The organism is Paenibacillus sp. ALE2 (assembly GCF_054113385.1).
Map to the genome: position 1 here is coordinate 5,542,059 of NZ_CM134213.1, position 14,450 is coordinate 5,556,508.

Genomic DNA, 14,450 nt, shown 5'->3' on the forward strand with positions numbered 1-14,450 from the left:
GTATAAGCCTCCAATTAATTATATATATAGATTTATAGATATGTTATGTGAAAAAAAAACTCCTTTCTGTTTATAGTTCTTTTTGGATGTACTCGGCAAATTCCTGTATTGTTTTTTCATTCCGACGGTAGTACGTCCACTTTCCTACTCGCTCAGACTCTAACAAACCGGATTTTTGCATCGTTAATAAATAACTTGAGATTACAGACTGTGCAAGTCCCGATTTGGCCTGAATATCTCCCACACATACACCAATTTGAAAATTGAGCCCTTGCTTTAAATAAGCCTGCTCATCAAAATAATCTTCTGGTTTTTTTAACCACTGCATAATCAGACGACGAGTCTCGTTCGACAAAGCTTTATAAATCAATGACGGTTCCATACTTCACATTATATCTACTTTATTAGATTTGTAAATATTTAATTCAGATGATTCCTCAGATGATTGCATAGAAAAAAATAATAAAGGCTGCTTCCTCACGGAGAATCCGCTTGGAAACAGCCTGTTCGTGTCATCTCAACTACACAGATTTACTCTTATTCGAGCGGTACATCAAGTACAGAAAATACGGTGCACCGATTAGTGCAATCAGCAATCCAGAAGGAATTTCGGTCGGCGCAAGCACGGTCCGTCCAATCGTATCCGCCAGCACCAGCATGACCGCTCCCAAGATGCTAGACAGAACAATGGAACGGCGTACATGGTGCCCGATCAACGTACGCACGATATGCGGAGCAATCAGCCCAATGAAACCGATTGTACCCACACAGGCTACTGCTCCACCCGCCAGCAGCACACCTACTACCATCGCCCACAGCCGGGTGCGGCGCACCGGAAGCCCCAGTCCCATAGCGCTGCTATCGTCAAATACCAAAAGATCGAAACGGCGAGCCAGCCACCATGCTACTGGCAACAACACGAGTAGAAAGGCCAGAATGGTTGCCACCTGCCCCCAGTTTCGAGCGTAGGTGCTACCAGTCAGCCAGATATAGCCTGTGCTACCCCAGAGCGAACCTTGGATGATCAACACCTGAATACCGGCTGATCCGATGGCAGATACGGCAATCCCAAGCAGGATGACCACTGACGGATTTAGGTGCTTGTTCCACGATAAAAAGAAGATCACCGCTGCCGACACTGTCGCTCCAGCAATCGCCGCGATGGGCAGCATATAAATAGGCAGCCCAGGCCACACGATAATCACTGCAAGCGCACCGAAACCAGCCCCTGACGAAACTCCAATGATCGAGGCATCCGCCAAAGGATTACGAACCGCTAGTTGGATCAAGACGCCGCTGACCGCAAGCGCGATACCAGCCCCGGCCGCCACCAGCGTACGTGGTATTCTAAATTGAAGCAAAGCCGAATTCGCACTCTCCCCGCCAAACAGGCCGGATAGCAGATCCCCCACTGGAATTCGCATTCCTCCAAACATCAGGCTGAATACCGTTAGCAACACGGCACAGCACGCAAATATTGTAGCCAGTCTGCCAAAAGGTAATTTCCGAGAGCGCACACCTATGTTCATGGAAGACTGTCCGCCGATACCGGATGGCAGCTTCATTTTCCGCAAAATCAGCCAAATCAACCAAGGTGCCCCAATCAAGGCCATGACCGCTCCGGTCGGCAGATCCATGCTTGATTTGTGAATCATTTTCGCCAGCACGTCTGCGCCGATCAACAGCAGTGCCCCCCAGAGGAAGGAACCGGGTAGCACCCAACGATGCATTTTCAACCCGCTTAGGCGCACCAAATGCGGAGCCACCAAACCTACAAATCCGATGGGACCAATGACGCTGACTGTAATGGTCGACAGCAGAACCGCCAATACAATACCCACCGCCCGTGTTAAGCTAACCTTTTGTCCAAGGGATGTGGATGTGGACTCATCCAGATCCAGCACATCAAACTGCCTTGACAGCATAACAGCAATGACCGAGAGTCCTACGACCCAAGGCCAAGCGTAAGTCGTCCCACTCCAATCATTTTGCACCAGTGAGCCCGAACCCCAGAGAAACAGCCCCTGTGTTTCAAATGAATAAAAAATATGCAGTGCTCCGGTAAACGAACCAAGAACCATGGATACGATCAAGCCGGCAAGCGCCAACCGAATCGGAGTTCCCGCTCTTCCCCCGCCCATAAAGTAAGCCAGCACCGCTGCCAACAGACCGCCAGCGGCAGCAAATAGAAATGGCGCCTGGTGCAGCAATCCGGGAAACATCACCGCACCCAGTACGACCACAAAGTAGGCACCCGCGTTTATCCCTAGGGTATCAGAAGCTGCCAGTGGATTTTTGGTGATGGCCTGAAGCAAAGCACCCGCGATGGCCAGCGCACCGCCAGCCAGAATTCCAATGACCGTACGCGGCATCCGAAGATCCCAAACCATGTTATGCTCAAGCGTATTCTGACGCTGGGTCAACGCCTCGATGACTGTATGGAGCGGGATCGAAGCCTCCCCATAACACAAGCTTACAAAAAAAAGCACGATGAGGACGATCAAGCCGCCCCCAAAGATGCTTCCTATACGCCAAGTCTTCGATAATCCCGTTGTGTCCGTTCGGGTCATTTCGTCAGAGCTCCGACTACTTGATCAACCAGTACTTTGGACGAAATTGGACCGCCGAAAGTCCATGTTGTACCGTCCAGCGGGTAGGTGCGTTTTTCTTTAACAAAGTTCAGTCCGTTCCATACCGTGTTGTTCTTCATGGCGGTGCCAAATATATCGTCCGTCTTTTGCGTAATGTAGATAAAATTACTATCCTGTACAGCTGGAAGAGCTTCGATGCCTACGGTACTAAATCCGTACTTCTCAGTCTGGTCCGACTTCCAGTCGTTCACCATGCCGATTCTCGCAAGCGTACCCGCTACAACTGAATTATCCTTGAACATTCGCAGACTGGCAGCATTTTGAGCTGTAAAGGCCTGTGTCAGCGCATAGTGAAAGTCTGCTTTGCCCGCCTTCTCCAATGTTGCCTTTGCCTCTACATAGTGCTGGTCAAGTTCGCTTAAGACTTTATCAGCCTGTTCCGTTTTACCGGTAGCCACCGCGATTTGCTTGAAAATCTCGACCATACGGTCGTAATCATAGCCGTTCCCCTTGTAAGGATCAAACTCTATCGTCGGTGCAATTCCCTTAAGCTGTGCATAGATCGCTGCATTGTTATCGGCGTTAGAGATAATAAGATCCGGCTTGAGCGCCGCAATCGCTTCGAGATTGGGTTCGCCCCGTGTACCGATATCCGTTACAGTATCAGCCAGCTTCGCCTCTGGTGTCACCCACAGCTTATAGTTGGCATTGTCCGCATTCCCGACCGGCTGTACGCCAAGTGCAATCAGATCCTCGGTAAACGTCCATTCGAGTACAACGACACGTTCCGCTGGCTTGTCCAGCTTGACTTCCCCATGGTCGTCCTTAACCGTAACCGGACCAGCCGCTGTAGATGTCTGCTCAGACCCTGTAGCCCCTTCCGTCTTCGAGCTATTCCCAGCCGAACCGCAGCCTGCCAATACAATCGCAAAAACTACAAATAACAATAGGCCATTCCACATCTTTTTCATTTCTCTCAATCACCCCTGTATGTATATGCATCGGAAAATGATAATCATTATCAGTAAAAGAGTATAGGGGTTAGTGATTTTTGTCAATAAGGATATATCGAAGTTCAATTGAATCGCACATAGGTTCCGTATATGATAGTTTTATCATTGTTTAAGGGAGGCTACATTGAAGTGGCAGTATTAATTAACGAGCAAATTAAAGCTGACGAGGTGGTGCTCACCGGACTCTCGGGGGAGAAGCTCGGCGTTGTTTCCAAGTCAGAAGCCTTGGCTATGGCCCGATCCAAGGGAGTGGACCTGGTCTGCACCTCACTGATGAGTAGTCCGCCACCGTGCAGCTTGGTTGCAAAGGGCAAAGGAAAAGCGCTTGTGCAAAAAAAAGCCGCAGCAAGCAAAACAAATAACGGCCAAGCCGCAGGAAACCATGGTAAAGAAAAGGTCAAGGAGCTTCGCTTCACCGCTCACATTGAGGAGCATGATTACGACACGAAGCTGCGTCAGGCGGACAAACAACTGCGTTCCGGTAAACCGGTACAGTTGGTCGTTAAGGCCTCAGGCGCAAAAGAAGCACCTGTCGCCAAAGCGGTGCTGGAGCGTCTACTGGGCGATCTGAAGGAAGTCGGTGTAAAGGAAACTGGAATCCAGACGGGCGGCAAGGGCTCACAGGTGAAATTAAACCCTCGCTGAATGGCGAATCAAATGGCGAATCAGTAGATTGGACAAGTCTCTTAGTTGGTACAATCAAACACTTCACCTTAGTCCTCTAAGCCTAGTTCGGCTATAAGAAAATCAGCCTGATCCATTTTCATCTGTTTCTTTTCTTGGCTGTAATCCCAACCGAGTGCTATAGCATATTTAATGATACGGGCACAAGTATTGGGTTTATGAAGGTTGATGGACCAGTTCCCCTTCCATGAAAAGCTCACTTCAAAAAATGAAGTTTTGGAAGAGTATATTCTAAGACTGACAAAATCTCTGCTAGGCATTTCATTAATCACACAATGAAAAATAAAATTATTGACCGTAATGTTTTTAGTTCTCTTAACAAAGGGCTTCATAAGTCACCACACTACTGATAAAATAGATGTTTTCACTTGTCGCTATTTCCCCACAGCACTCCATACCATGCTTGCTAAAAACGGAGGGAGAATCACAAATGAACATGAATGGACCTGTCCACATTTCCCGAAATGAGAGGCTTCAGACGTGCCATGAAATAGCTGCTAGGTTACATGAAGTATACAAAGACAAAATTCTAGCTATAGGGGTCTATGGATCTGTTGCCAAAGGTACGGACGGCCCTTTCTCAGATATTGAAATGTTTTGTGTACTAAGTGAATCCAACGCTCCCGTAGATTTTAGCCATGAATGGTCGGCGGGTCCTTGGAAAGCCGAGGTGAACGTCTGTAGTTCAGACATTCTTCTGAAAACCGCCTCTACTGTTGAGGGTACGTGGCCGTTGACACATGGACCTTTCTTTTCCCCACTTCGTCTGTATGATCCTAAAGACTTTTTTTCCATATTAAAGGAAGCTGCCGAATCCCCAACAAAGGAAGATTTCAGGCATGCAATCAACGAAGTGCTTGTAGGTGAAATGTATGAGTTTATTGGAAAGCTTAGAAATGTCAGTATAAATGGCCCTCGTACCTACTTGCCGTACTTGATCATGCAGTTTGCCCAATATGGAGCTATGTTAGTTGGGTTACACAATCAGAAGCTTTTCTCAACGGGCTCAATGGTTCTACCAGAAGCACTCGAACTGCCGGATCGTCCAGAGGGATTTGATCATCTGGTTAAGTTGGTTATGTCCGGAGATTTAGCGGAACCAACAAAGATCATTTCAGTCTGTGAAAATTTCTGGAGTGGTCTTGTGAGTTGGGCAGTCGAACATGACTATCATATTCAATCACAACGAATCCCATTTTGATTGAATATAACATCCACTTTATTTTTTGCTTACTATAATATACCATGTTTTCGATATGCCAAATCCCTCTTTCGTTAAGGGGGATTTTAATTTTTTTCTCGGCGGAAAAAGATCCTTAATGAAGATATGCCACGCTATACTTTTTTGTAAAATATTTAAAATTTAAATTACTTGATTTCATTCCCCACCTCACTTATTCTCGGTATATGCATACTTTAGCTCTATTAATTCTTCTCATATACAGTCCTCATTCATGTACACACATGCTAAAATGTACATTTCCTGTGGATTCAGAAAAAATTTAGCGCATAGGGCTTTATATAGAACTTATTTTTGCTAATATCCAACAACAGGGCCCTAGGCCCTATGACAGATTACATTTTAATGATATATTGATAGGTACTACAAAAGACTAATTACCCAGGGCTTGGGCTGGAGGATGTATGAAAAAGGAATCAAATCAAGACGAAACCAGTTATTTATTTAATGTTGATGTATTAGTTAAAGGTCGTTCGAACGTAGAGGCCCTTCAGTTCCTGCTTCATCTCTTGAGCCAAAACGAACAAATTGCGGATAGTCGGATTCAATCCGGTATCGAACTTGGTAATTTAATTGAAGCTGCATTGTATCTAAAAAAACAGTCGGCCGTTAATAGCCCGTCTGATGCAGCCGCTACGCTTGCGGAAAAATTCTCCAAAAAGAAATCAGCCGCAATTACGAACAAGACACCCGTTATTCAAGAGATCAAACAATCCCACGTACAGCCAAAGCCTGCAATACAACAAGACCTTAGTACGTACGAATGGATCAAACGCTATATACATGATAATACGCTTGTACGGTTAATCGTGAACCGCTACGGCGGACAGCGCAGCATTCCATGCCGCATACTCAACCTGGATCATGATAATAACCTGCTGAGTGTGTATCATGTTGATGAGAAGCAAGTGTACTCCTTTAAAATGAATGAGATTGATGAGATCACATCGTAAATGTAATGCATGAAAAAAGAGAATCGATAGGAAAAACATGGCGTCTTTCCTATCGATTCTCTTTTTTAAAATGGGGCAATGAGCTTTCTAATTCTCTTTCTTTAGACCGGCAGCAGCCCATGCCAACAATATCCATCCTGCAATAAAACACACGCCTCCTAATGGGGTGATCGCACCCAGCACACGGATTCCGGTTAAACTTAGCACATACAGGCTGCCGGAAAATAAAATGATACCCGTGAACAACAGCCGCGCAGCCCATCTTAAGCGGGTCGAAGGGCCCCACTGTCCGGCAGCCAACGCAATGATCAGCAATCCGACAGCGTGAATCATATGATATTTCACACCGGTTTCATATACGGCCAATGCATCCGCGTCAATCCGTGCTTTTACAATATGCGCCCCAAACGCTCCAATGGCTACCGCCAACATCATCATTATAGATCCTACCATAATCCATCTTCGTTGCATGTTTTTTTATACTCCTTTTCACTGATCCTTTTACCCGAATGTTCTTCTTATTTTATCGGAACAGCATGAAGTTTACCAGCCAGTGTGTGTAAACAAACCGCATACAAAATTTGATGATTAAGCCCTGTCTATTGGAGGGTAATGTGTAAAGTGGCTTGCTTTTTTGTTTATTTTGTGGAAAATTAGTACCTGTTCGGACTATGTTCAAGGAGTTGAAAAAATGAGTAACCAAGATCCTAATTTGCAAAAGCCTGCTGCGTCTGAGGAGCATCCTGTTTTTTCAGAAGCTCCTGTGTTCCAGCCTCCGGTCAAGCTCAAGCATTCCGGTCCCGGAATTGCTTCTTTTATTATGTCGCTCGTCAGTCTGATCGGATATATTATTCTGGCTATTATGGTCATTAATCTGATGGCTCATTTCAGCCAATACCAAACTATGAACCCGGAAGTCGCTTTGCAGCAAACCGGAACGATGCTGATTCCCTTTATTTTTTTAGGCAGCCTGCTGCTCAATTGTAGCGGACTTGTGGTCGGAATCATCGGCATTGCGTTAAAAAACCGTAAGAAAACCTTTGCTATTATTGGATTAATCATTAATGCACTCATTATTGTAGGCTTTATTGCACTACTTGCCATCGGTCTCGCCATTCCGAATAGCACGGCGGATATTTATCCTTCGTCTGTGCAATCTTTATGATTTTTCTGCATCTCACAGAGAGGATTTAATGTATGAACAAAATTAAAATTTTTGCAGACAGTACCAGTGATGTTCCTGCTCACTGGCGTCAACAGTACGAGATTAGCATTGTACCATTGTATACCGTATTTGGTGATGAAGCATTGCAAGATGGGGTGAACATTCACCCGGAACAATTATTTCAGCGTGTCAGCCGCGAGGGACGCTTACCTCGTACCGCCGCACCTTCTCCGGCAGATTTTATTCAAGCCTTTACGCCCTACATAGAACAAGGAGAGGACATTTTATATATCAGTCTGTCCTCCGAGCTATCATCGACGTACCAGAATGCGCTGCTCGCTGCCTCCGAATTTCCAGAAGGTCGCATTACGGTTTTTGATTCCCTAAATCTCTCGTGCGGCTTTGGCCTGCTTGTGATGAAAGCTGCTCGCGCGGCAGCAAACGGTAGTACGATAGAGCAGATTGTAGACATGTTGACGGCAACCAGACCGCTAATCGACACGGAATTTGTGATTGATACACTCGAATATCTATATAAAGGCGGAAGATGCTCAGGCATGCAAAACCTGATCGGCAGTCTGCTCAAAATTCGTCCGGTAATCAAAGTGATTGATGGAAAAATGACGCCTGCCTACAAGGTCCGCGGCAAACGTGAAAAAGCACTGGAACAAATGCTGCAAAATGCCCTGAACCAGCGGGATTTGATGGATAACGATATGATCATTGTCGTGCACGCTCTGGCTGAGGAAGATGCGCTGATGCTGCAAGCACGTCTGAAAGAGGAAACGAACGCACAAGAGGTACTGTTAACAACAGCAGGCTGTGTTATATCCAGTCATTGTGGTCCACAAACGATCGGTATTATGTATGCCAAAAAAGCATAGTTTATCCAATATCAAACCTGTTACCCATCGGTAGCGGGTTTTTTGGTATTTTTCCAGCAATTTAGCAATGAATAACTTTCCTCTTTTTGATAGTATTATTCGTCGAGTAACAATATATACACTTACAATCTATCATAAAAAAGAAGGTTATTGGGATGAGTTCCAAACGATCGCGTTGGCTAACCAGGTTTACTCTATCGGCAACTACAGCCATTACAATATTCACAGCATTCACTTCATACTTAGCTGCCCCGGCAGCAGCAACCGGCGTAGCTTTTCGAGATATTTCACACAGCTACGCCTATCAGTCTATTATTTCCCTACACGCTAAAGGAATTTTGAACGGTACACAACCTGGTTACTTCTCACCTAAAAAGGCCGTTACCAGAGCTGAATGGGTTACCGCATTGGATCGTGTCCTCGCTCTGGAGCCTGTACAAGCAGCTGTCTCCTCCTATAGGGATGTTCCCAAGCAAGCGTGGTACTACGGTTGGATCGAAGCGGCTTCGCAGCTCGATATCGTACAGGGAGGAACGTCCGGCACATTCCAACCCAACAGTCCTATAACCCGGCAAGAAGCAGCCTTAATGATTGCACGTCTCATCCGCTCTTCGGGCGGATCAGGTAGCACCACATCCTCTTTCACCGATCGTGACGAAATTGCAGATTGGGCTCTTGAAGGGGTAACCACCGTGAATCGTTACGGCTTTATGAAAGGTGGAAATAACTATTTCCACCCGGCATCTTCTCTCACTCGTGAAGAAACAGCGGCACTATTGGAGCGTCTGCTGACGTATTCAACACAGCATGCTCGCCAAGCTGCTTCCACCGCTTCTTCCATTCGATTAGGCTGGCAATATGACCAAACCGTTCAGCAATTTGAAAATACGGTGCTTCAATCCAACATCAACACCCTGTCACCACGCTGGTTTTTTCTGAACGAAACGGGCAGTATCAGCGATTACACCAACTCTTCGCTGCTTTCCTGGTCCAAACAGCATCAAAAAAAAATCTGGGCTATGGTGGGCAACCGTTCCAATCTGGCGTTGACACACCAAATTCTGTCCAGTGAGGTTCTACGAGCTAAAACCATAACTCAGCTTGCCAATGCTGTATCTGTACATGGTTTAGACGGGCTTGTCATTGATTTTGAAAATGTAGATGGTCAGGACCGTGCCTATCTTACATTGTTCGTCCAACAATTAAAAGCGAAGTTGAAAAGTCAAAATGCGGTACTGGCGCTCTGTGTATCTCCTGATTACGGAACGGACTGGACTGCCGCTTTTGATTATCAAAAGCTTGGCGCTGCTGCAGACTATCTAATCCTGATGGGATATGACGAGCATTGGGGGGGAAGCTCGATCCCCGGCTCCGTGTCCTCCCTGCCATGGCTGCGTGAAAGCGTGCGACGCTTTGTACAAACCACCGATCCGGAAAAAGCAATTTTGGCGCTGCCGTTATTTACACGGAATTGGACACTTAACGCTAACGGGCAATCCATCGCTTCCTCTGATATTTCACTAGATCTGCAAAATCTGCTGGTGTCCCGTATCTCCTCCAAACCGATCTGGAACGAGGATATTCAGCAGTATACCGTGTCTTACAAAGATACTCAGCTTCATAAGCTATGGCTGGAAGAAGGGCGATCCATCACTCGTAAGTACCGCTTGGGTCAAGATCAAGGATTTGCTGGCTTCGCCTACTGGTATCCAGGCGGCGCAAGCTCTGATCTGTGGGTCAGTGTGAAAAATGCGGACCGCTTCATACAGCGTGGCTTGTAAAAGTCAAAAGCCTTCAACCTCACGTAAAAAGTGAAGGTGAAGGCTTTTGCCATACATACGTATTACCAGCCTACGACCGGTATGCAACTTGCCCGTTCACAACGGTCATTCGTACCTTAACATCAAGCAAAGCTTGGTGACTTTCCGATACATCGCGGTCAATAACGGTAAAGTCAGCGGCTTTGCCTTCAGCGATTGTCCCTCTTTCATCAGCTTCCCCAGCCGCTACTGCGCTTCCCATAGTAAACAGATGAATGGCTTCGTGAACATCCAGCTTCTCAGCGGGAAGATAGCCCTCATGCATTTCTTCCGGCTTGGCGCGAGTCACTGCCGCATGTATACCTAGAAATGGGTTTAGGGGCTCGATCGGTGCATCACTGCCTCCAGCACACGGAATGCCTGCTTGCAGCAGCTTTTTCCAGGCATATAAATACTCGGTCCGTTCTTTCCCAACCCGATCCAGCACCCAGGGAAAATCGCTTGCGACAAAACGAGGCTGGATGTCTGCAATCAGCGGCAGCTTCACCATTCTTTTGACCAAATCAGTCCGTAGCACCTGCCCATGAATCAGACGATCCGGCAACCCACTTTCCTCCGTTAGTCCATGGGCCTCCATCGCTGTCAAAATCATGTGCGCCGCCCCATCTCCGATGGCATGTACAGCCACTGGAAAGCCTGCGGCTCTGGCTGCTGCCACCATCTGATTCAGCTCTGGCTGTGGTTGAATCGCCATTCCACACGTATGTGGAGCATCACTATATGGTTCGGATAATAAAGCCGTTCTTCCACCAATAGCGCCATCAGCAAACATTTTAATCGCACCGCTTTTGAACCACTCATTTCCGGTACCTGCACGGAGCTTCTGTACTTTCACTTCTTCCATAAATGGATGATAGATGAGCTGGTGTGTGCGAAAAGCAAGACCTTCTTCTCGCAGCTCCTTGTAAATTCGCTGCATCGTCTCTACGCTGCCCAAAAAACGTAAATCCTCCGTGTGTGCAGCAGTCAGACCCAGCCGTAGCGCATCCAGACAAGCTCGCCGGATCGTATCCTTCTTCGCCGAATAATCCGGCTCTGGCTGCACGCTTGTAAAGGCAAAGGATGCTTCCTCATAAATCAATCCATTTAACCATCCCTCTGCGTCTCGTCCATAGGCTCCTGAAGCCGGATCAGGGGTGTTCTCGTGAATACCTGCACGCCGAAATGCCTCTGAATTGGCCAAAAACGTATGAAAGCACGTACGAGTCAGATATACCGGGTGCTGATCTGTAATGGCATCCAGCTCAGCTATATTTGGAATTTCAACAGGAATAAACGTGTTTTCGTTCCAATTAAGTCCTAAAATCCACTCTCCCGGCGGTGTTGCAGCGACCCGCTTGCGCAGCATAGCCAGCATCTCGTCCTTGGAAGTAGCTGATGTGAAATCCAGCATAGCCAGCTTCATACCATGCATAGACAAATGCATATGGGCATCAGTTAAGCCCGGCAGTACATTGGCACCCTCCCAATCCACCGTCTCGTACTCCTTACCTGACAACTGCAATTCAAGCTCCCGGGCATATCCAATGGCCTGTATGCGGCCATGCTGTACAACGATGGAGTCTCCTTTGGAAGCCCAGTCCCCATATAACCTGCCGTGCTTGAACAAAACGAATGTCAACGCCACTCATCTCCTTTTCTCCAACTATATGCTTGATCTGCTGCATATTACGCCAAGGTTGCCACTTCCAAACGTAGTGTATTTATATCTACCTGCTGTACCTCCTGCGCAAAGTGATCATGAGCTGCACAGACAGCCATTTTATAATCTGGGTCTAGCTCATTATATTGCTTAAAGTGACAATACTCTGTAGTAAAACCCTCTGTCGTAAAACCTATAGACGGTCGTGCTTCCAACTCGAATGAAAAAGACTTTAACGGCAGCGTCAGCCCCTGCCCTTCGGCCTTCACAAAACTTTCCTTGAGCGTCCAAAGATCGTAAAAATAGGATAAACGACTCTCTGCATCCTGCTGCATTAATGCATCGTACTCTGTGTCTGAAAAGCATACCCTGCCTACCTCAAAATCAATAGGACGGAGCTGTTCAATGTCAATACCAAGCGGGTGATCATCAATGGCGCATACTACCCATTTTCCCGAATGGGAAACATTAAAATGGAATGCTGGCGCATTCAACAAGGAAGGCTTGCCAAAAGCATTGTATGTAAACTGAAGGCTGGCATTTGGTATTTTTAATTGCCGACAAACCAACCACCTTAACAGCACATCGGCGTATAACCCCCTCAAAGCGTCTTCTCGATGTAAAAAACGATCCAACTTGTGCTGTTTTTCCAGTGAAACCTGATTTACCAGTAATTCATAATGTCGCTCAGCCTCCGGCTTACTTGTATCAATCGCGTATATTTCCATGGTCGCCTCCTGTATACCTAATGGATATTAGCCAGTTTGTAACACTCACCAGTCGATTAAAGTCTGTTAAATTAGGATGACACTTGCCATATACATGGTCAATATACTACTCTAGCACTTTCAATTCAATATGGATACAATTGGGATAAGCAGCTCTATCAAAACTACTTCATAGACCCTATTAATGAAAGCGCTTTAAAATAACCATACAGAGGAGGACGAAACAATGAAATATGATTTTGCCCGCTTGCTGTGTATTATGCTCACTATTTTGCTTTCGTTAAGCATTTTTCAGATGTTTTCACCTAAGATCGCTTCAGCTGCTTCAGCGAATGTAGTAAATGGCATTCAGTTTAAAGATACAGATGGAAACGTGGTCCATGCCCATGGGGGCGGGATGATTAAAGTGGACGGTTATTATTATTGGTTTGGTGAAAATCGTAATCCGAATGGAACATTCAAGGCGGTCTCCGCCTATCGTTCCTCTGATTTAAAAAATTGGGAGTTTCGTAAAAACGTGCTGACCAGCAGTTCGGCCGCAGAGCTGAATGTATCGAATATTGAACGTCCGAAAGTGATTTATAACGAAAAAACACGCAAATACGTATTATGGATGCACAAGGAAAACGGGATTAATTACAACGAAGCACGAGTGGCAGTTGCCTCATCCGATACTGTAGACGGAGATTATACGTATCGGGGCAGCTTCCGTCCGCTGGATTATGATTCGCGCGATATGACCGTATACAACGATAACGGTACTGCATACCTGATTTCGGCTACCCGTGTAAACGCGGATCTGAACATTTATCGTCTGACACCGGATTTCCTTCAAGTTGAATCGCTGGTGACTACACTTTGGCCAGGACAATATCGTGAAGCTCCAGCGATGTTCAAAAAAGGAGACGTCTACTTCCTGATTACATCCGGGGCAACCGGCTGGAATCCCAATCAGGCCAAGTATGCTACCGCATCCAGCATTGAGGGAACTTGGAGCAATACGATGAATTTCGGGGATAGTACAACCTATGGTTCACAGTCGGCCTACGTCATTCCTGTTGAAGGTACGCAGACGACCTCGTATCTGTATTTGGGCGACCGTTGGGCTGGGGCGTGGAGTGGTCCTGTGCAGGATTCTCAATATGTATGGCTGCCGCTGCGTTTTCCAACCGCGACCTCATTAGCTATGGATTGGTTCGACAGCATCAGCATTGATACCGCCAGTGGTGTAGTTGAGGGCGTAACTACGCCGATGGTCATCGACCCGGATGCTTATTATCAGCTGGTAAGCCGCAAGAGCAACAAGTCGCTAGGCATCATTGGCAATGCGACGACAGACGGAGCAGATTTAGAGCAGCGTGCGAATTCCGGAGCGCCAAGCCAGCAATGGCAGCTTAAGGATGCAGGCGGCGGATATTATAAAATTGTGAATCGGAACAGCGGGAAGCTGATTGGTGTTGAAAGCGGTGCTACATCGGACGGCGCAGTTATTGAACAGTGGAATGATGGAGGCTGGTCCAGCCAGCATTGGCAGCTCGTATCCGTAACCGGAGGCTATTACAAGCTGAAAAATCGGGCAACGGGCAAGCTAATCGACATTTCCGAAGGTGCCACTGCCGATGGAGCCAAAGCCATTCAATGGGGCGATAATGGCGGGACGAACCAGCATTTCCGTATAGTCAAAGTGGAATAGCTCAGATCCTTATCAAAAGGAGCCGTCATCCGACAGA

The 14,450-nt window shown here is 46.7% G+C and carries 14 protein-coding genes; 7 read left to right on the plus strand and 7 right to left on the minus strand.

The features are described from left to right. Positions 1–70 precede the first annotated feature (70 nt). The 3 genes from ACXHJ1_RS23980 to ACXHJ1_RS23990 all read right to left on the minus strand — a co-directional run bounded on the left by ACXHJ1_RS23980 (position 71) and on the right by ACXHJ1_RS23990 (position 3,562). Complete coding sequence (locus ACXHJ1_RS23980; RefSeq protein ID WP_014599587.1) at positions 71–382, minus strand: ArsR/SmtB family transcription factor; 312 nt, start codon at positions 380–382, stop codon at positions 71–73. A 139-nt stretch (positions 383–521) separates the two neighbouring features. Next, positions 522–2,570, minus strand: coding sequence for an iron ABC transporter permease (locus ACXHJ1_RS23985; protein ID WP_016820455.1), 2,049 nt, complete (start codon positions 2,568–2,570; stop codon positions 522–524). Continuing rightward, positions 2,567–3,562, minus strand: coding sequence for an ABC transporter substrate-binding protein (locus ACXHJ1_RS23990; RefSeq protein ID WP_107733903.1), 996 nt, complete (start codon positions 3,560–3,562; stop codon positions 2,567–2,569). Before ACXHJ1_RS23990 ends, ACXHJ1_RS23985 begins: the two co-directional genes overlap by 4 nt. A gap of 171 nt (positions 3,563–3,733) precedes the next feature. On the opposite strand from ACXHJ1_RS23990, the gene infC reads away from it, so the two are divergent. Then, positions 3,734–4,249, plus strand: coding sequence for a translation initiation factor IF-3 (gene infC, locus ACXHJ1_RS23995; RefSeq protein WP_019686800.1), 516 nt, complete (start codon positions 3,734–3,736; stop codon positions 4,247–4,249). 68 nt (positions 4,250–4,317) lie between these two features. Here the strand turns inward: infC and ACXHJ1_RS24000 are convergent, their stop codons facing one another. Further along, complete coding sequence (locus ACXHJ1_RS24000) at positions 4,318–4,620, minus strand: hypothetical protein (RefSeq protein WP_017426691.1); 303 nt, start codon at positions 4,618–4,620, stop codon at positions 4,318–4,320. A gap of 98 nt (positions 4,621–4,718) precedes the next feature. Here ACXHJ1_RS24000 and ACXHJ1_RS24005 point away from each other — a divergent pair, with 98 nt between their 5' ends. Next, positions 4,719–5,489 carry an ANT(4')-I family aminoglycoside nucleotidyltransferase gene (locus ACXHJ1_RS24005; RefSeq protein WP_164965367.1) on the plus strand — a complete coding sequence of 257 codons (771 nt, stop codon included), beginning with the start codon at positions 4,719–4,721 and terminating at the stop codon, positions 5,487–5,489. Positions 5,490–5,932: 443 nt separating this feature from the next. Next, positions 5,933–6,481: a hypothetical protein gene (locus ACXHJ1_RS24010; protein ID WP_016820460.1), complete on the plus strand. Its 549-nt coding sequence runs from the start codon at positions 5,933–5,935 to the stop codon at positions 6,479–6,481. An 87-nt stretch (positions 6,482–6,568) separates the two neighbouring features. Here ACXHJ1_RS24010 and ACXHJ1_RS24015 read toward each other — a convergent pair whose 3' ends face one another. Continuing rightward, complete coding sequence (locus ACXHJ1_RS24015; RefSeq protein ID WP_016820461.1) at positions 6,569–6,952, minus strand: DUF423 domain-containing protein; 384 nt, start codon at positions 6,950–6,952, stop codon at positions 6,569–6,571. Positions 6,953–7,172: 220 nt separating this feature from the next. On the opposite strand from ACXHJ1_RS24015, the gene ACXHJ1_RS24020 reads away from it, so the two are divergent. From ACXHJ1_RS24020 to ACXHJ1_RS24030, 3 genes are all read left to right on the plus strand, one after another. Next, positions 7,173–7,646: a hypothetical protein gene (locus ACXHJ1_RS24020; RefSeq protein ID WP_017426689.1), complete on the plus strand. Its 474-nt coding sequence runs from the start codon at positions 7,173–7,175 to the stop codon at positions 7,644–7,646. Between the two features lie 32 nt (positions 7,647–7,678). Beyond that, positions 7,679–8,530: a DegV family protein gene (locus ACXHJ1_RS24025; RefSeq protein ID WP_019686795.1), complete on the plus strand. Its 852-nt coding sequence runs from the start codon at positions 7,679–7,681 to the stop codon at positions 8,528–8,530. 155 nt (positions 8,531–8,685) lie between these two features. Then, on the plus strand, positions 8,686–10,311 hold the full coding sequence (locus ACXHJ1_RS24030; RefSeq protein ID WP_457905332.1) for an S-layer homology domain-containing protein: 1,626 nt from the start codon (positions 8,686–8,688) through the stop codon (positions 10,309–10,311). Between the two features lie 70 nt (positions 10,312–10,381). Here ACXHJ1_RS24030 and ACXHJ1_RS24035 read toward each other — a convergent pair whose 3' ends face one another. Then, on the minus strand, positions 10,382–11,971 hold the full coding sequence (locus ACXHJ1_RS24035) for an amidohydrolase (protein ID WP_457905333.1): 1,590 nt from the start codon (positions 11,969–11,971) through the stop codon (positions 10,382–10,384). A 47-nt stretch (positions 11,972–12,018) separates the two neighbouring features. After that, positions 12,019–12,720: a 4'-phosphopantetheinyl transferase family protein gene (locus ACXHJ1_RS24040; RefSeq protein WP_457905334.1), complete on the minus strand. Its 702-nt coding sequence runs from the start codon at positions 12,718–12,720 to the stop codon at positions 12,019–12,021. Positions 12,721–12,946: 226 nt separating this feature from the next. Here ACXHJ1_RS24040 and ACXHJ1_RS24045 point away from each other — a divergent pair, with 226 nt between their 5' ends. Next, a complete protein-coding gene (locus tag ACXHJ1_RS24045) occupies positions 12,947–14,413 on the plus strand; it encodes an RICIN domain-containing protein (protein ID WP_457905335.1) in 1,467 nt (488 codons plus the stop codon). Positions 14,414–14,450 lie beyond the last annotated feature (37 nt).